Source organism: Hymenobacter negativus (genome assembly GCF_017571495.1).
In the GTDB taxonomy this organism is placed as follows: Bacteria; Bacteroidota; Bacteroidia; order Cytophagales; family Hymenobacteraceae; genus Hymenobacter; species Hymenobacter negativus.
In genome coordinates this window covers 18,506-35,718 of the sequence record NZ_JAGETZ010000019.1, presented here as the reverse complement: position 1 = coordinate 35,718, position 17,213 = coordinate 18,506, and the positions used below count along the sequence as shown (strand labels likewise).

The window sequence follows — 17,213 nt, the reverse complement described above, 5'->3', positions numbered from 1 at the left end:
ACCTTCGCAGTATGACTGTTGTGCTGCTGTTACTCTGTTTTTTCGCCTTTTTGGCTGGGCTTATTGACGGTATGGTGGGAGGCGGCGGCCTTATTCAGCTGCCGGCGCTGCTGTTGTTGCTGCCCGATGTACCGGTACCCACAGTGCTGGGCACCGGCAAAGTGGCCAGCCTGGCGGGCACGTCGGCGTCGGCGTTTCGGTATTTGCGCGGACTGACGGGCGTGCCCATTCGCTGGCGCACGGTGGCGGTGGCAGCGGTGGTAGCCGGCTGCTTCGCGCTGCTGGGCGCCCGGGCCGTGAGCGGCCTCAACAAGGAGTTGGTGAAACCGCTAGTGCTGGCGCTGCTGGTGCTCATGGCTGCCTATACCTTCTGGCGTAAGGATTTTGGCAGCTTGCACGCACCGCGCCTGCAGGGCAGCCGCGAGTTGTGGACAGGCATCGCGTTGGGGGCCAGCATTGGGTTTTACGACGGTTTTTTTGGGCCAGGCACGGGCAGTTTGTTGTTGTTTGCCTTCGTCGGCTTGTTCGGCTACGATTTTCTGGCCGCATCGGCCTCGGCTAAGGTAGTGAACGTGGCCACCAATATTGCGGGGCTGGCTTATTTCATCTCAACCGGGCAAGTGCTCTACCGGGTGGCGCTGCCGATGGCCGTGTGCAACGTACTCGGCTCGTTGGTGGGGGCGCGGCTGGCCTTGCGGCAGGGCACAGGCTTTGTGCGGGTGCTGTTTTTGGTGGTAGTCAGCGCGTTTATTATCAAGCTGGGCTGGGAGACCTTTGCGTGAAAAGCAAGTACCCCGACTTTCCACTTCGGCTTGCGTCCGGATTACTTGCGCAATGCGAGCCGAAGTGGAAAGTCGGGGTACTGGTTCTTGATGCTTCCCGATTACACAGCTTGTAGCTGGGGCTGCTTTTTGCGCTGCTTGCGCGTCCGGTTCCACCACATGATGGTGCCCGTGATGGGGAAGGTAGCGCCCAGCAGGCCAATTATGAAGGCCAGAATCTTGGTGGGCAGGCCCCAGATGGCACCAGTGTGCACTGGCTTGAACAGCCCACGAATGCGCTGGCCAGCCGGCCGCTGCGCATAGGTCTGGGTGCTGATGACTTTGCCTGAGTATTGGTCGAGGTACACGTCATCGGTCGCGTTTTCGGTCACGGCACCGGGGCGCAACACGCCCACCCGAATGCTGCCCGTCGGCTCCTTTGGCATTTGCAGGATGTACGACTCCGCATCGGGGGCTTGCTGGCGGGCCAGGGCCAGCACAGCATCGGCGGCAAAGGGTGCGGCGCCGGGCACGGCAGGCGCGGCCGATACGGGCGGCTCGGGGCGTTTCATGGGTGAATGGGTGAGCTTGTTGATGCCCGCGCCTACCCAATCGAACGACATGCCCACGCCCGTCAGGGCCATGATAAACAGGAACACGGACGCATAGAAACCAAGCGAGATGTGGAAGTCGTGGTTGAGGCGCTTCCAGCTACTACCCCACTTCACCGTCAGGCGCGGCTTGAGGGCTTTGCGCGCGGTAGGCCACCACAGCACCAGGCCAGTGGCCAGAATAAAGAGGAACATCGACGCGCTGATGCCCATCACGAGCTTGCCCACTTTGCCCGCTACTAAGCCGCGATGCAGTTTCTCCACGGTTTTGAAGAAGTTGTCACGTGGGTCCAATTCGCCCGTTACAGCCGCTGTGTAGGGATTCACGAAGATGCGTGGGCCGCCACCCTCGCCTTTGCCGCCCTTGCCGCCTTTGCCGGGGCCTTCACCGGGCTGGCCAGCTCCGGCCATACGCCCACCACGCCCTTCTGAAGCGTTGCTTTGGCTGCCTTCGCTATCCCGTTGGTGCCCTTCTCCCCGGCCAGCCCCGCCACGCTCGCCGCCTTTGCCACCAGGACCGCCGGCGAGGCTCACTTCCACGGTGCGAGCAGGGTCGGCGTAGAGCTTGAAGCCGCTGATTTGGGCTTTGGGCTTGTAGGCTTTCACGGCTTCGGCCAGCTGAGCCAGCGATAGGCGCGGCGTAGTAGCAGGCGTCACGAAGTACCGCTTCGAATGCCAGGACTGCTCAATTTCCTTCTCAAAAGCCAGGATACTGCCGGTCAGGCACACAAAAACGATAATCAGCCCTGAAGCCAGACCTAACCAGAGGTGAACGGTGCGGAAAGCAGATTTAACCGGAGTCATGAGATTGTGTAGGTGATTCGTTTTTAAAGCAGTTTATTCAGCAACTGCCACTTGCGCAAATACACGGCTGGATTCACAGCTGCGTATTTGCGCAAGTGGCAGTTGCTGAATAAAGCGCGGACTAGAGCTTGTAGGTAACCGTAGCCGAGAAGTTACGCGGTGCGATGGGATTGATGCTGTTGTCGTCGTGCACATTGTAGCTCAGCTCGTTGAGCAGATTAGCCAGCTTGACGCGCACCGAAACCCGCTCGTATGAATAGCCGAGTGAGGCGTCGAAGAGGAAGTAGTTGGGCAAGGCAATCAGTTTGAAAGCGTCGTTAATCGGATTGTTGTTGGTATCTACCCAAGGCTTGCCAGTGGCGGGGTTCAGGGTGCGGTTGTTGCGGCCGGCGAGGCGGTCGCCTACGTAGTAGGCCGTAACGCCGGCATTCAGGCCGCGCAGCACGCCATTGGCGAACACATTGCCGAAGCTATAGTACAAGCTGGCGTTGGCGGTATGGGCAGGGTTGTAGCGCAGGCGGCTGCCATCTTCATAGATGTTGCTCTTCTCATAAGCCGTGAAGTTGTAGCTGTAGCCTGCGATGAGCGAGATGCCGTTGACAGGACGGCTCTGCACGTCCACTTCTACCCCTTTGCTAATAACCTGACCGGCCAGTTCCATGGGGCTGGTAGTGAAGTTGGTGGTGTAGCGCGGGTCGGTGGGCAGTACGCTCTGGGACTGGTTGCTGTTCACGATGCGGTAAGCTGTTACGTTAGCTGAGAGAGCACCTTTGAATAGCTCGTTTTTGATGCCCACTTCATACTGGTCGATGAGCGACGGGGCCAGCGAATTGCCCTGCAGGTCAAGCCCGGTATTGGGGGCAAAGGAATTGGCGTAGGAAGCAAACAGCGAGGTCGTCTTAATAGGCTGGTACACCAAACCCAGACGTGGCGAAAAAGCGTTGTCGTACCGACGGTTCTCCACGTAGGTATTGGCTGTTTTAGCCGCCACACTGGCAATCGTATTGTAGGTATACACGTCGCTGGGCGTTTCCTGGTAGCTCCAGCGCAGGCCGGCTAGCACCTTCACTTTATCCGACAGGCTGAGCAAATCCTGGGCGTAGAAGCCGGCACGGCGGGTGTTGCCCTTGGTCAGCGAGTTGCGCACCAAGCTATTGAAATCGGTGAGACGCTCGGCGGGCTGGGCAATCACCTTATCGGGGTCCAGGATGTTGATAACATCGTAGGTCGAAACGGCGGTAGTGGGCTTCGACGGCGAGGCCGGGTTGGTGTAGGCCAGCGTGTTGGTGTCGTACTGGTCGGCATCAGCCCCTACCAGCAGGGTGTGGCCTACGAAGCCGGTACGGAAATTTCCGGTCAGGTCCAACTGGGCCAGGAAGTAGTTTTCGGCGGTTTCGGTGCGCTGCAGGCTGCGCGTCCAGTTGCCGTAGGTAGCACCGGGCGTGGCCACAATGCTGGTGGGACGGGCGGCGCTTTTCAGAGCGTTGTCGTAGCGTTGGAATGAGCCTACAGCCCGCACCTGCCAAGCCTCGTTGAGGTGCGAGGTAAGCGTAGCGGTAGCGCTGGTCTGGTTGGTAGCGTTGTTGGCGCCGGCTACGTTCAGGAAGCGGCTGCGCGAATCCTGAATCTGGTAATCAATGGCCCCGATGCCATAGTCTGGCGTGCGGTTATCGCGCAGATAGTCGCCCTCAATAATCAATTCGGTTTTGGGCGTGAGGCGGAAAAGCAGCGAGGGGTTCACATACACACGGTCGCTGCTCACGCCGTCGCGGTAGCTGTCGCCGCGCTCGTAGGTGCCGTTTAGGCGGAAGGCGACCTTGTTGCTCTGGCCCACAGCACCGTACACATCAAACTGGGGCTTCACAAAGCCGAAGCTGCCCACACGCAGCCCCACCGAGCCACCGCGCTGAAACTGTGGTTTCTTGGTCACGAGGTTCAACACACCGCCGGCCGATACGTTGCCGTAGAGGATGGCCGCGCTGCCCTTCAGCACTTCCATGCGCTCCAGCGAGCTTACTTCGGGCATGATGCCGTTGTTGAAGCGCACTCCATTTTTGAAGGTATTGGAGCTGCTGTAGGCAAAGCCGCGGCTGGCAATCTCCTCCTGCGTGCCGCCGGTAGAGCCCATCACGTACACGCCGGCTACGTTGGCCAGCACATCGCTCAGGCGCAGGGCCTGCTGCTGCTCCAGCACCGGTCGCTCGATGGTGAGCGTGGCCTGGGGATTGTCGAGCGGTGCAATGGGCATCTTGCCCACGCTGGGGGTGCGCTCGTTCAGCCCCTTGTTGCCGGTCACGGTCACTTCGGTTAGCTGCTGCTCGCCAGCGGCCAGGCGCACGGCGGCCGCTTCTACGCGCTGGCCGGCTTTCACTTCCACGGTCACTTCCTGCGGCGTGCAGCCCAGGCAGCTGACCGTGAGCACCTGCCAGCCCGCCGGAATATTGAGCTCGAAGCTGCCATCGGCGGCGGTAGTGGTACCAAGTTGGGTACCCTTCACCCGCACCGAAACCTGCTCGGCTGCTTTGCCGTCGGCCTGCACCACGCGGCCCGTTACAATACCCGTCTGGTCATGATGCTTCGAATGCTGATGCGCCGGGCGCTGGGCTAAAACAGTAACCGGAACCGACGAGGCAAGCAGAAAAGCGAAAAGGTGACGCATGGTATTATTTAGAAACATTCAAAATATGGTGCAAAGGTGCAGCCTATTTAGAATCGTTACAAATAGTACACGGATAAAAAATCAGAATCCCGCCAGAAACTTATGCATTACACGCATCAAACAACTGATTATCAGCAACAAAATCCTGGCAGCAGCCAGGCTTTTGTTTGCCGCCTTTCTCGGAGGCATTAACCCTTTCTCGTTCACACAAGAGCTTAGGCAAAAGCCGCCGCCTCTCCCACCGGCGCAGCTTTCAGCTCGAAAGCCTCGGCTAGCAGCTCGTAGGAACGCAGGCGGTCCTGGAAATCGGCGGTGATGGTAACGGCGGTTATTTCGTCGACTTCGTACTCGGCGGCTAGCTTGGTGTACTGGGCGTGCACCTGCTCGGGCGTGCCGCTCACCACGCGGTTGCGGTTGTGGGCAAGGTGGGCCTGGTCCTCGGCCGTGAACTGGTAGCTGCGCACTTCCTCAGTGGAGGGAAACGTGCGAAATTCGCCTCGATTAAAGCGAATCAGTTGCATGTCCATGGCTTTACGCAGCTCATTCGCCTTTTCTTCGGTATCAGCACAAAGCGTGAATACCGCCACGTTGACCAGGGGCGCGGCCATTTCCAGCGAGGGCCGGAACCGCTCGCGGTACTGGCGCACGGCCGCTGGCCCGCCGTTGCCATTGATGAACTGCGCAAACGAAAAGGCCATGCCCAAGTGCGCCGCAAACAAGCCGCTCTGGCCGCTGGAGCTGAGTATCCAGAGTTCCGGGGCTTCGGGCGACTGCGGAATGGCCATCACGCGCTCGTGAATGGTGTCGGGCACTTTCTCGTCGCGCAGGTAGGCTTGCAGGTCCATGAGCTGCTCCACAAAATCCTTCTCATTGAACTGGTTGCTGGGATTCAGCGCGTAGGCCGTGAGGCGGTCGGCACCGGGGGCACGGCCCATGCCCAGGTCGATGCGGCCGGGAAACAGGCTTTCGAGCATGCGGAAGTTCTCGGCAACTTTCAGGGCGGAGTAGTGCGGCAGCATAATACCGCCAGAGCCCAGGCGGATGTGCCGGGTATGGTTGCCGAGGTGGGCAATGAGCACCTCCGGTGTGGAGCCGGCCAGGGTGCTGGTGTTGTGGTGCTCGCTCACCCAAAAGCGGGTGTAGCCCAGGCGGTCGGCCAGTTGGGCCAGTTCAACGGTTTCGAGCAGGGCCTGACGGGGCGTACTACCGGGTCGGATGGGCGACTGGTCGAGTACGTTAAGACGGATTTTGGAAGCAGACATAACAGGGAGGGATTACAGAGGGAAAGAATATTGCCTTACAGAACCACTGGCAATACCATCCGGTTTACGGATGCAAGGGGGCACGCAGCCAAAGAAGCACCGCCCGCTGAACAAATGCTGCTTCGGCTGTTAAGCACCCGGACTTTCGATTCAACAACTTTCATGAGCGACCAAAATTTCGTCACCCTCTCCGTAGCCGATGGCACCGAGATGCGCGCCTACACCGCCTTTCCCGCCGCTACCGGCCCGGTGCCTGGCATCATTCTCCTACAGGAAGCCTTCGGTGTAAACCACCACATCCGTAGCGTGGCCGACCGGCTGGCGGCGGCCGGCTACGCCGTTATTGCCCCCGAACTGTTCCACCGCACGGCCGCGCCGGGCCTGGAAATTGCGTATTCGGACTTCGGCACCGTGGCCGCGCCGCACTACAGCGCCATCAACAACGAGGACCTGACCTCCGACCTGCAGGCATCCTATGACTGGCTGAAATCACAGGCTTTGGTGAAAGCTGATAAAATCGGCAGCATCGGCTTCTGCCTGGGTGGGCGCGTATCGTTTTTGGCCAATGCCGTGCTGCCGTTGGCGGCGGGCGTCTCCTACTATGGCGGCGGCACCCACACCATTAAGGACCGCGCGCGTGACCTGCACGCTACGCACCTTTTCTTCTGGGGCGGGCTCGATGCCCACATCAGCAAAGCGCACATTGCCGAAGTAACCGAGGCCTTAGACGCTGCCAGCAAGCCCTATATCAACACCGTCATTTCCTACGCCGACCACGGCTTCAACTGCGACGAGCGGCCCAGCTATCACCCCGAAGCCGCCGCCGAAGCCTGGGGCCTGACACTGGCGTTCTTTAAGGAGAAGCTGGGGGCGTAATTTTTTAGTATTCGATGTATTTTACAGAAGGTCATGCTTCGCTACGCGCTGCATGACCTTCTTTTTTTATTAAGAAGTTGCTCAGGCAGCAACAGAAACTTCGGCCGCCGTTTGCCGACCAAGATACTGCGCCATACTGCTGGCCAGGATGATTTGCAGGGCGTGATAGAGCATAAGCGGCAGCAGAATAAGCCCAGTAGCGGCGCTGGCGGGAAAGAGCAGGCTGGCCATCACGCTACCGTGCACCAGCGACTTTTTCGAGCCGCAAAACACGGCCACAATCTGGTCGGCGCGGGGGAAGCCCAGACGGCGCGTGAGGCCCCAGATGGCCCCGAATACCACCAGGTACAGGGCCACCATGCCCGCGCCGAGCTTCGCGATGTCGGCTGGTTGGTAGCGGGTGAAGATGCCTTCGGCAAAGGACTCGCAGAAAGCAGTGAAGACGATGAGCAGGATGGTAATCTGGTCGAAGATGCGCAGGCCGGCCTTGTGATGGTCGACCAAAGCGCTGAAGCGGGAGTTGAGCAGGATGCCCGCCCCTACCGGCAGCACCACCTGCCACAGCAGCTGCACCGCGAGGCCCCACAGCTGGCTGCCGCCTGTGCCGGTGTGCAGCACCAGGCTGGTGAGCAGCGGCGTAAGCACGATGCCAATGAGGCTCGAAACGCTGGCATTGAAAATGGCCGCTGGCAGGTTGCCGCCCGCAATGCTCACCATCACCACCGAGGTAGAAACCGTGCTGGGCAGCGCACACAGAAAGAAAATGCTCTGCCACAGCAATTCACCACCCTCACTGCCGAAAAACGGTCGCACGGCCAACGCCAGCAGCGGAAACAGCCCAAACGTGGCAACCTGCACCACTGTGTGCAGCCGCCAGTTGCGCATGCCTTCCCGCAGCTTGGCAAAGCTCAGCTTTAGGCCATAAAAGAAGAAAACCAGCGCCACGCCCACCGTCGTGATGCCGTGCCAAGGCACAGGACTGGCCTTGCTGCCCAGGCCAGGCTGGAAGTAAGCCAGCACCACCACGCCAAGCAGTGCCAGCAAAAACCAGTCGAGGCCGGCGCGGGACAGGAGGGCGATGAAGCGGTTGGGAGCGGGGGGCGTAGCAGCTGGTATCATGGCATGGAATACGGGCTGCCGTGCCTTTTGTGCACACTGGCCCTCTCCCACCCAGCTAACATTGCGCAACTCAAGCCGCTTGCGTTGCGCCTAGCACTGCTTTATCAGCCGGCGGGCAGCAGGCTCGGGCGGCGGCCGTGTACTCAGCTAGCCGGTGCAGGTACGCATCGAAAGCGGCGGCTTGCTCAAAATAGGACAAGGCCTCAGCATAACGACCTTGGGCGTGGGCGTGCAGGCCGAGATTGCAGAAGACGAAAGGCTCCTGTGGGTTTAGCTCCAGCGCACGGCCTAGGTCAGCTAACCCAGACGCATCCCCCTGCTCCAAACGGAGGCGGCCTAGCTGGGCATAGGTGTACGCATTGTCCGGCTCTTGCTCAAGCACGGCATTGAAATCACGGAGGGCGGCTTCGTAATTGCCTTCCAGCAGGTAGCTGTAGCCTCGATTATTATGCAACATGGTGCGGGTTTCAACAGGCGCTTCAGCGAGTAACTGCGTGTACAGGTCCTTCGCTTCAGCTAGGCGCTCGACACGACACAGCAGGTAGGCGCGGGTGGGACCGTGGCTATCAAATGAAGTCGCAAATTCTGGATACTTTTCTTCCAGTTCCAGGGCTTCGGCAAACCGCCGGGTGTTGTAGTAGGCGCTGAAGGCGAGCTGGTAGAGGTGTTGGTTGGGAAGCCGGTCGAGCAGGTCGTGCAGCAGTGGCAAACTGGCTTCGTAATTGCCCGCATTATATAATTCAATGGCCTTATCCATCACTACTTCATCCGGCGACTTGATATTGAACCACGCTCTGGAAAGTAGCAAGTACAAACGGTAGCCATCGGAATAGACCACTCCACCCGGTGACTGCTTTGCGCTACGTATAGATGGCATCAGGTTCCCCATCAAATCCAGCAGGGCGATAACGGTGAACGCTACCAAGATAAACTTCAGCGCCCCATGAATATTGTAATGGAATGCGGGCCACATCAGCGACCATGCCACAATTGACGACGAAACCGGTCCTGCTACTAATATAGCTACCCAGCGGGCCGTGCCCACAGAGAAGCCTTCGGGCCATTTGGCTAAGCAAAGGCCGCCTTGCACAGGCCAAATACGCCACTTAAACCATAGTGTGATGCGGCCGGGCAACAGGACGCGCCAAGCATCGTCCTGCTCTCCATAGGACCCCACATACATGTCGACTGAACTCGCGCCGACTGCACGAGACATTAGGCTATGGCCCAACTCGTGCAGAAATACCACTACTGGCCTGCTCACCACATGCAGGACAAAGAGCACCCCTAAAAAGAGAGGCACGACGAGGTCTGAAGGAACTTGCACGTCGCTAAAGTAGGGGTGCGCTATTATTCGCCGTTGCCTCCCCCACCGCTGCCCAAGCCGGGCGCGGCATTGCCTTGCACGCCCTGCACGTTGGGCACGCCCATTTTCTCTTCGCGCTTGCGCTGGTATTTGGCAAACTGAGCAGGATTGAGCACGTCTTTCAGGGCTTCGAGGCGCGAGCGGCCGGCGCTCTCGATGATGCCAGCCAGCTTGCGCGGGTCGGACTTGTAGCGCAGGCGGCCATTTTCAACCTGTTCGACGCCGCGGCGGTTGATGACGCGCACTTTTTCCGTTTGCTGCGGGGTGAGGCCTAGGTTCTGCTGCATGTTGGTGGTGAGGGCATTGGCCTTGGCATCAACGGCGGCAGCAGGAGCAAATTCCGTTTGGGGAGCTTCTTCCGGTGCTGGGGTGGCTTTGGCGGTCGGGCCTTTCGTTTTGACGCTGGACTGGCCGGGAGTTTTCGTCTTGGTTTTGACAGTGGCCGGGGCTTGGGCCGAAGCCAATGGGGCCAAGGCCGCTACCAATAACGTCGCAAGCAAAACAGATTTCAGGGGGCGGAGATGGGATAACACAATCATCACAGAAAAAAACGGGGGCAAGGGAGGAGTAAATATCGGCTGAAATCCCCGCTCCTTGCCGCCCCAACGCGCCGTCAGCTACCTTTCGTGCCACAAAATCCTCAAAAAAAGAGTGGTAGCCCCATGGTGTGCAACCTTTCGGCGCCATTTGGCATACAGCTACTCATGAAAAACGCCAAACGCTCTAAAACCAACTGGCTGCTGGCCGCCGGCCTCGGTACCGTAGCCCTGGCCGCCACTCTCTGGGGCAACCGCCGCGGCTCCTACAACCTGAATGGCCGTGTGGTACTCATCACCGGCGGCTCGCGTGGACTGGGCCTCGTGCTGGCCCGGCAAGCCGTGGCCGAAGGCGCCCGGGTAGCCATTTGCGCCCGCGACGAGGCCGAACTCGCCCGCGCCCGCCAGGACCTGTTGATGGCTGGTGCGGCCGAAGCCGACGTGCTCACCCTCTCCCGCGACATCACCAACGAAACGGAAGTGCGCACGATGGTGGCCGAAGTCGAAAGCCGCTTCGGAGTTGTCGACGTGCTCATCAACAATGCCGGTATTATCGTCGGCGGCCCGCTCGATAACATGGATTCGCGGGACTACGAGGATGCCATGGCCATTCACTTCTGGGCACCGCTGCACGCCATGCAGGCCGTGCTGCCCAGCATGCGCCGCCGGGGCGCCGGCCGCATCGTCAACATTTCATCATTGGGCGGCAAAGTTGCCCTGCCCCATATGGCGCCCTACAGCGCCAGCAAGTTTGCCCTGGTGGGCCTCTCCGAAGGGTTTCGGGCCGAATTAGCCCAATACGGCATCAGCGTAACTACGGTGTGTCCGGGCCTAATGCGCACTGGCAGCCCCGACCATGCCCTAGTAAAAGGTCAGCACAAAAAGGAATTTGCCTGGTTCAGCATCGCCGATTCGCTGCCCGGCCTCACCATGAATGCTGAGCAGGCCGGCCGCCAAATCTGGAACGCCTGCCGCCGCGGCGACGGCGAGGTAATCCTCTCGTTGCCCGCCAAATTTCTGGCGGCCTTCCACGGCCTGCTGCCCGGCACCACCACCGACATTCTGAGTTGGATGAACCGTGCCCTGCCCGCCACCGGCGAAAGCGCCGCTGCCAACGCCCGCCGCACCGGGTTTGAGAGCGAATCGGAAATCACCCGTTCCCCCCTTACTACGCTAACCCGCAAGGCTGCAGCAAAGAATAACGAGTAATAGAACTTGTACCCCTAATTTCCAATTCGGCCCGTGTGAGCGACTAGTGTTCTGACGGGCTCAATTGGAAATTCGGGGCGCAAGTTTTTATATCACCGCGTTGGCGAAGGCGTGGCAGCCACGGGTTTTCAGCGCATCAAGCGACTTACTGAGGCAGCCACCCAGCGCACTGCCGCTCTTCTTCTGGCAGAAGGGGCAGGCGTGCAGGTCGCCGTCGGTGTCGACGTACAAGAACCGGTCGGCGGCACCGGTGCAGCCCATGCGGCGCTGATGGTAGCCGTAGTAATGCACCAAGGGCCAGTCGAGGTAATCGGGGCCGAAATTGAGCCTTAGGTAAAACGCTTCCAGCAACTCCAGTTGGGCAGGGTTGAGGTCGACAGCGCGGCCGGCGTAGTGCCCCACGGCGCGTGGCTCCAGAATTTGGATGAACGTGACGCCGAGCTGTCGGGCCAGACGGGCGTAGGCCATCAGGTTGGCTTCAGTGGTGAATTCCTGCGTGACGCAAAGCGACAGGTTTACTACCAGGCCGGCCGCGTGGGCGTGGGCCGCGGCTTGCACGGCATTCTGGTAGGCCTGCGGCGAGCCGCGAAAGGCATTGTGCCGGTCCGGCTCGTGGTGGTCGAGGCTGATGGTGACGCCGGTGAAACCCGCCCGCTTGAGCCGGCCAGCGTTTTCGCGAGTGAAGTTGAAGCCGGAGGTTATCACCCAGAAATCGGTGCCGGGCCGGGCGGCAGACACCACGGATATCAGGTCGTTCACGCGCAACATGGGCTCGCCCCCACTGAAGAAAATCTGGCTGACATGCCGGGCCTGGAAGGCAGCAACTAGCTCGCGGATATTATCCCGCGTCAGGGTTTCGCGCTGGTTCAGGGCATCCCACTCGAAACAGTGCTCGCAGGCCAGCGGGCACTTTTTAGTAATGGCCAGAAACACCAGGTTCAGGGTTTCGGTATCGCCTCGAAATGGCACCAGCCGGTTGATAGTGGTGGCAATGTAGTTGTCGTAAGCCACGCTGGGCCATCCGGGCGTGTAATATTCGCGGTAGTAGCGGCCGGCCACATGGGCGATTTTGCGGATTTTCAGGTCGCCGTAATATTTCCTTTTCAGGTCATCGACGCGCTTGATGGCCCGCCCCACGCGGGCCGGCGTGCGCAGAAAGCGCCAGAGCAAACGCGCTTCGGCCAGCTTAAAAACGCCCGCAACAAGCCTACGCTTCAGGGCAGAGGCAAGCACCACGGGCGGCAGGCTGGGCGTGGCAACCGGCGCGGCTGCCGCCTCCACATAAGTAATATCGGTGATGAGCGTGGCTTCCATATGGCTTAGCGTTGGGCGAGTACGGGGGTGAGCTGTTGGGTGGTGGCGCGGTATTTCTCCTTCGAGAATTCGATGAAGCGGCCGGGCTTTTTGAAGGCATATAATTCCGGCAGGTTGGGCATGCCCTTGAAGTCACGGATGTGCTCGTAGTAGCCTTTGGTGCGCAAAAAAGCGGTGCGGCGGGTGCCGGCGTCCGGCTTGGGCAGGTGGCTTTCGTAGCAAAGGCTCACCACCGAGCCGGGCCGGGGCTGGCTCAGATACTGGGCGTCATCGGCGGCCAACTGGGCGCGGACGTCGGCGCCGCGCTCGGTGCGGGCACTGGTGAGACGGCAGTTGTCGAGCTGTACGGAAGCGTTGGGGCTGCAGTCGAGCGCAGCATAATCTACTTCCCAGAACATGAAGCCGCATTCCAGCTTCACCCGCACCTGAGTAGTGGCATTGACGGCAAAATCGAGCGGCACCACCAAATCGCGCGAGGCCAGTGGGCCGATGGTCGGGATGGTTTCGGCCAGCTGCCAGCCGTGGCCGGCCTCCACGTACACCTTCAGCGGAATGCTCTGGTCGAGACTCCACTGGCGGTTTATTGCGGCGGGCTGGGTCTTTTGCTGGGCAGCCCAGCCGTTGTAGGCGGTACCGAATTTTTCAATAAACGCGCCGTAGAGGTAGTCGAGCCACAGCGAGTTCTGGGCGTGCAGCACCAGCTTGCCGTGCTGCGCGGCGGCGGGCTTGGGAAAGGTCAGGGTCAATTCATTAGGAGTGCTGCCGGGCTGGTCTTCGTTGAAGAGAAAGGCACTGTGGTCGGTGGCTTGCAGCTGGGCGGTGCAGTCGTGGCCGGCCTGCGAGCGGGCCTGCATGGGCGGCAGCGGCCGGGCCAGCGTCTGGACGTGGCCGCGCTGGTCGAGCAGCACCTGTGTGCCGGCGGGGTGCTGCACCAGCCACAGCTCGGCCAAGTTGGTGTATTGGCGCTCCTTGAGCTCGTTGCTGATTTTGAGGCGGTACTCGCCATTTTCGGGCTCAATGGCGGGAAGCGGCAGGTAGTCGTTGCGCTCGGCCGGGGCGAAAATGGCCCCGCCGTAGGCCTCCCCCACGAAGCGGTAGTCGTGCCCATCGTAGGCGTACACAAACGGGCAGGAGCTTTTGGTAAGGATGGCGATAACCCCAATGACCACGAAGGCGCCAATGGCAATACCCAGCCCACCAAATACGTAGCTGGCTGTGGTTTTACGGGTATTTTTCTCCACCAAATCAATCTGCTTGATGGCTGCAAAGGGAATGCTCACCCGGTCTTCGGCACCGCTCTGCACGTTGCTCACGTAGAGGTGCACGATGTTCAGCACGACGGCTTTATCCTTCAGCTTGTACCGAGGCGAGAACCCATCGTCGGGCAACGTGCCATGCGGTTTCACTACTTCACTCAATGGGTGTTGGGTACCTTCCAGCACCTCGCCGTTGAGACGCGGCTGGTGCAGTTCCCACACCGCCGCGCCCTGGTGCACCACAAAAAGCTTCGAGTCGGCGAGCATGTTCACGTTCTCTCGGCTCACCTCTTTTTCGCGGCCCCGGTAGTAATTACACCCCGTGACGAGTGGCGTAAAAGTGGCCAGTGTGCCCCAGGCCACTGCGGTAGCCACCACCCGCCGGCGAAACAGCCCCAGCAACCCAGGGACCGTGTATAAGGAAGCGAAAAGCTGCTGCATAATGAGCGGATTAGATGGGTGTAAAACCATGAGCCCAAGGTAGTCGGCTGGGTATTTCTGTCAAGGGCAATAATTAGTAAGAGCAGACCTGCAATAAGGATGAATATTTATTTTAAAACGTTGCCTAACATTGTATTATATCACCAATAAAAGACATTACAAATACTACCCAACACGGGTAATTACGGCGCAACTCATATAGCTCATCAGGGAGCTTCTGTGCCTTTCCTACTGGGTGAGCAGCGTGCTGGGGCCACAGCTTTGGATTTTGCCTTTGCTACTGGCTGTTCTGCCGGGCCGAATTGAAAATTCGGGGTACTCGTTTTTACGGCGCATCTTGCGCTATGCATTTCCCCGTCGAGTTATCCCTTGGTCCGGCCCGTCTGCCTGTGCATCTGGTGTGCGAGGTACTGGCCTACAGCCTCGGTTTCCGCCTGTATACCCACCTGCGCGCTGGCCACGCCGACCGCATCAGCAGCGAGCATCGGCAATGGATTTTTGTGGGGGCCGCCGCTGGGGCACTGCTGGGTTCGCGCCTGCTGGGCCTGCTGGAACACCCCGAGCTATTGGTGCACCCACCCGGCGGCTGGCTCTATTATTTCACCAACAAAACCATTGTGGGCGGCTTCCTGGGCGGCCTCATTGGCGTGGAAGTCACCAAGGAATACCTGGGCGTGAAAGCCAGCAGCGGCGATTTGATGGTATTACCCATCCTGCTGGGCCTGAGCATCGGGCGTCTCGGCTGCTTTTTCAGTGGCCTGGAAGACGGCACCTACGGCACCGCCACCACCCTGCCCTGGGGCATCAACTTCGGCGACGGCATCGCCCGCCACCCCACCAACCTCTACGAAATTCTATTTCTGGCGGTGCTGGGGCTACTGCTCTGGCTGCTGGAACGGCGCAGCCCCTTGGCCGATGGTCGGCGGTTTCAGCTGTTTCTGAGTGGCTACCTGCTGTTCCGGCTGCTGGTGGAGTTTATCAAGCCCACAACGGCGCTGCCGGGGCTGGGGCTTACGGCAATACAGTGGGCGTGCGCAGCAGGGCTGGGGTATTATGGGTGGCTCTGGGTCAAGGAGTTTATGAGCAGGAATCAAGGCTCAACTATTGCCAAGGCATAATTCGGGGCATTAGCTGATTAAACTGAATGGCTATTTCGCTATCCATTCAGCAAAAAATCTCCTGCCAAATGTTCCGACTCTATACCCTCCTGCTGCTGGTGCTGCTATGTGCCCCGGCCCACGCCCAATACGCCGACCCCAACTATCCCAAGCCTATCTCCGGCTACGGTTCCGATGGCCCGCATCCGGTGGCCACGGTCTCATTTCCCAACCTCAACTTCCTGGGGCGCAACATTGAGGTGTACTACCCCGCCGATGCCACTGGGCGCGTGCCTACTATTTTCTACAGCCACGCATTTGGCGGGAACGTGTCGTCCAACATCAGCGGGGTGCTGGAGTTTGCGGCCCGCAAAGGCTACGCCATCGTGTTCGTGCCCTACCAAACCACGGGCGTGACGGTGGCCGACCGCTACACCAACCTGCTGCAGGGCTTCCGGCGGGCCGCCCGCCGCTATCCCACCATCATCGATACCACGCGGGTGGGCTTTCTGGGCCATTCTTTCGGAGGTGGGGCGTCGTTTGGCAACGGCCTGCGTTGCTTCTTGGATAATGGCTGGGGCCAGAACGGCCGCTTCATCTACTCGCTGGCGCCGTGGTATGTGTACAACCTCACGCCCACCGAGTTGGCCAGCTTCCCAGGCAACACGCGCCTGCTGGTCGAAATCTTCAACGACGATGATACCAACGACCACCGCATGGCCATCGACGCCTTCCGAAATGTCAACATTCCGGCCGCTGAGAAGGACTTCCTAATGCTGCGCTCCGATACGCTGGCCAACCACACCTACCTCGCCGACCACGTGGTGCCCAATACCGCAGCCGCCTTCGATGCACTGGACTACTACGCCTACTACCGCCTGCTCGATGCTCTTTGTGATTACACATTCAACGGCAGCCTCGCCGGTAAAAACGTAGCCCTCGGGCACGGCAGCACCGCCCAGGTTACCATGCCCGCTGGCCTCAAGCCCTTGATATCAAGCTCTAATCCGCTGGTGCGCTGGTCCCAAAGCAAGTACCTGTTTCCCTGCAACGATGCCCAGAACCCGCGCATTCAGTTCTGTTCCAGCATCGTTTCGGCCACGCTGCCGGGGCATGGCGCACCGGCCCTAGAAATCTATCCCAACCCGGCGGCTACGGCCCTCACCATTAGCGGGGCCCCGGCCAACCAGCCGGTACGCGTGTTCAACGTGTTGGGCAGCCTCGTGCTCACCGCCCCTGATGCCCGCCGCCAGCTGGCCGTGGCGGCCCTGCCAGCTGGCCTCTACTACCTAGAGGTAGGCAGCCAGCGCATGCCGTTTCAGCGAGAGTAGCAATAACAGCGCGGCAAATCCCGATTTTCTTTTCACCTTGCTACCCCGACAGCCAAATAGCCGCTGAAGCTACCTGCAGCGGCTATTTGGCTGTCGGGCCGTTGCACAGCACAGTTAAAAGCCGACCCATGAAATGGTTACTTCCCCTGCTCTGCCTGTTGCCCTGCCGGCTGCCCGCACAACAGCTGGACAGTTGTGGGCTCAACAACAGTCCAACGTTGAACACGCAGGAGGCAGCCTATTTTAACAGCCGGTTTCAGGAAGTCCGGGGTGAATTCAACTTCCTGAACAAGCGCTTGATTTTTATAACGGGAGAATCGGGGAGCGTGCTTGGGAGCAAACGTAACTACTTCGATTATGTGAAGAAGTGGCAGGCGGAGCATGGTCGTAGTTACATTGGTGGCTCAAACCTCATACCCTTCACCGAAGTCCAGCGCTTGCAATCAAATGGGCACGACGCAATTGTTACTTACTGGAGTAAGCTTCTTCCTTCGCCCAACCGGGTAATCAGACGCGTCAATCGGAAAGTGAGCAAGCAGAAATATCCGTCGCCTTTCTGATTACCATCTCA

14 protein-coding genes are annotated in these 17,213 nt (G+C 59.7%); 6 read left to right on the top strand and 8 right to left on the bottom strand.

All coding sequences use genetic code 11. From position 1 onward, the window contains the following. Positions 1-11 precede the first annotated feature (11 nt). A complete protein-coding gene (locus J4E00_RS26530) occupies positions 12-782 on the top strand; it encodes a sulfite exporter TauE/SafE family protein (protein ID WP_208178376.1) in 771 nt (256 codons plus the stop codon). 101 nt (positions 783-883) lie between these two features. Here J4E00_RS26530 and J4E00_RS26525 read toward each other — a convergent pair whose 3' ends face one another. From J4E00_RS26525 to J4E00_RS26515, 3 genes are all read right to left on the bottom strand, one after another. After that, positions 884-2,176 carry a PepSY-associated TM helix domain-containing protein gene (locus J4E00_RS26525; protein WP_208178375.1) on the bottom strand — a complete coding sequence of 431 codons (1,293 nt, stop codon included), beginning with the start codon at positions 2,174-2,176 and terminating at the stop codon, positions 884-886. Positions 2,177-2,297: 121 nt separating this feature from the next. After that, the gene (locus J4E00_RS26520) at positions 2,298-4,835 is read right to left on the bottom strand and encodes a TonB-dependent receptor (protein ID WP_208178374.1); all 2,538 of its coding nucleotides are present in this window, start codon (positions 4,833-4,835) and stop codon (positions 2,298-2,300) included. A 215-nt stretch (positions 4,836-5,050) separates the two neighbouring features. Beyond that, positions 5,051-6,097 (bottom strand): LLM class flavin-dependent oxidoreductase, encoded by a 1,047-nt coding sequence (locus J4E00_RS26515; RefSeq protein WP_208178373.1) that lies wholly within the window; start codon positions 6,095-6,097, stop codon positions 5,051-5,053. 162 nt (positions 6,098-6,259) lie between these two features. Here J4E00_RS26515 and J4E00_RS26510 point away from each other — a divergent pair, with 162 nt between their 5' ends. Next, complete coding sequence (locus J4E00_RS26510) at positions 6,260-6,973, top strand: dienelactone hydrolase family protein (protein WP_208178372.1); 714 nt, start codon at positions 6,260-6,262, stop codon at positions 6,971-6,973. 81 nt (positions 6,974-7,054) lie between these two features. On the opposite strand, the gene J4E00_RS26505 is transcribed toward J4E00_RS26510, so the two are convergent. The 3 genes from J4E00_RS26505 to J4E00_RS26495 form a co-directional block, all read right to left on the bottom strand. Beyond that, complete coding sequence (locus tag J4E00_RS26505) at positions 7,055-8,092, bottom strand: bile acid:sodium symporter family protein (protein ID WP_208178371.1); 1,038 nt, start codon at positions 8,090-8,092, stop codon at positions 7,055-7,057. Positions 8,093-8,162: 70 nt separating this feature from the next. Continuing rightward, positions 8,163-9,395 carry a tetratricopeptide repeat protein gene (locus tag J4E00_RS26500; RefSeq protein WP_208178370.1) on the bottom strand — a complete coding sequence of 411 codons (1,233 nt, stop codon included), beginning with the start codon at positions 9,393-9,395 and terminating at the stop codon, positions 8,163-8,165. Positions 9,396-9,442: 47 nt separating this feature from the next. After that, positions 9,443-9,997 (bottom strand): hypothetical protein, encoded by a 555-nt coding sequence (locus J4E00_RS26495; protein ID WP_208178369.1) that lies wholly within the window; start codon positions 9,995-9,997, stop codon positions 9,443-9,445. A 165-nt stretch (positions 9,998-10,162) separates the two neighbouring features. Between J4E00_RS26495 and J4E00_RS26490 the strand changes: the two genes are divergently transcribed. After that, on the top strand, positions 10,163-11,203 hold the full coding sequence (locus J4E00_RS26490) for an SDR family NAD(P)-dependent oxidoreductase (RefSeq protein WP_208178368.1): 1,041 nt from the start codon (positions 10,163-10,165) through the stop codon (positions 11,201-11,203). An 87-nt stretch (positions 11,204-11,290) separates the two neighbouring features. Here the strand turns inward: J4E00_RS26490 and J4E00_RS26485 are convergent, their stop codons facing one another. Together J4E00_RS26485 and J4E00_RS26480 are read right to left on the bottom strand one after the other, a co-directional pair. Next, entirely contained in the window at positions 11,291-12,517 is a 1,227-nt protein-coding gene (locus J4E00_RS26485) for a radical SAM protein (protein ID WP_208178367.1), read from the bottom strand. Positions 12,518-12,522: 5 nt separating this feature from the next. Next, positions 12,523-14,214, bottom strand: coding sequence for a hypothetical protein (locus J4E00_RS26480; protein ID WP_208178366.1), 1,692 nt, complete (start codon positions 14,212-14,214; stop codon positions 12,523-12,525). Positions 14,215-14,558: 344 nt separating this feature from the next. Here J4E00_RS26480 and J4E00_RS26475 point away from each other — a divergent pair, with 344 nt between their 5' ends. From J4E00_RS26475 to J4E00_RS26465, 3 genes are all read left to right on the top strand, one after another. Further along, positions 14,559-15,332, top strand: coding sequence for a prolipoprotein diacylglyceryl transferase (locus tag J4E00_RS26475; protein ID WP_208178365.1), 774 nt, complete (start codon positions 14,559-14,561; stop codon positions 15,330-15,332). A 68-nt stretch (positions 15,333-15,400) separates the two neighbouring features. Next, a complete protein-coding gene (locus J4E00_RS26470) occupies positions 15,401-16,642 on the top strand; it encodes a T9SS type A sorting domain-containing protein (protein WP_208178364.1) in 1,242 nt (413 codons plus the stop codon). A 128-nt stretch (positions 16,643-16,770) separates the two neighbouring features. After that, positions 16,771-17,202, top strand: coding sequence for a hypothetical protein (locus J4E00_RS26465; protein WP_208178363.1), 432 nt, complete (start codon positions 16,771-16,773; stop codon positions 17,200-17,202). Positions 17,203-17,213 lie beyond the last annotated feature (11 nt).